The sequence below is a fragment of the Psychrobacter sp. 1U2 genome, assembly GCF_051847575.1.
This window is the reverse complement of the sequence record NZ_JBPYDC010000853.1, coordinates 1-804: the sequence shown is the minus strand read 5'-3', so window position 1 is coordinate 804 and position 804 is coordinate 1. Positions and strand designations below refer to the sequence as shown.

Here is an 804-nt window from a genome sequence, read left to right as displayed (position 1 = left end):
CGATGGACCTAAAAGGAGCGCCTCCAGGAGCGAGTATTGTTATTCTTGGTGCAGGTCTTGGTGGTCTCACTGCAGCTTATGAGCTACGTAAAGCCGGTTATGATGTTAAAGTGCTTGAGTTTCAAAATCGCGGTGGTGGACGTAGCTGGACGCTCAACAGTGGTGACAAATATACCGAGCTTGGCGGTGAGGAAGTTACCTGTGATTTTGAAGAAGGTAACTATTTTAATGGCGGGCCTTGGCGTTTACCAAGTCATCATTATGCTGTATTTCACTACTGCAAGAAGTTTGGTGTTGAGATGCAACCTTTTATTCAGACTAACGACCGAGCTTATCTGCATCGCTCTACGCACTTTGGCGGGGTGCCGCAGCGTTTAGGAGATGTAAAAAACGACATACAAGGCAATGTGGCTGAGCTGCTATCAAAGGCCGTCAACGTTGGTGGTCTTGATCGTTCAGTGAATACTGAGGATAAAGAAAAGTTGCTTGAGGGCTTAAAAGGCTGGGGCGTACTAGACAAAGACTATCGCTACAGAGCCAGTAATGAGACTACCAAGCATCGCGGTTTTAGCGTCTTTCCTGGTGGTGGCCTGATGCCCAACGAAAAACCCTCGAAGCCTCTACCTATCGGTGAGATATTGGACTCTGGCATGTGGTCAGATATTTATGCCAATCACATGACTTATGGCCATCAACCAACGATGTTTCAGCCAGTAGGCGGTATGGGCAAAATCGGTGATGCGTTCACTCGTGAGTGCCGCGATATGATTGAGTTTAATGCCAAAGTCACTAAGATTCATCAAG

Annotated in this window: 1 protein-coding gene; it reads left to right on the top strand. The window is 47.1% G+C overall.

Features of this window, described 5'->3' with window-relative positions:
• The coding region (locus ACS8FD_RS19130; protein WP_439277024.1) for a flavin monoamine oxidase family protein at positions 1 to 804 on the top strand (804 nt) is incomplete at both ends.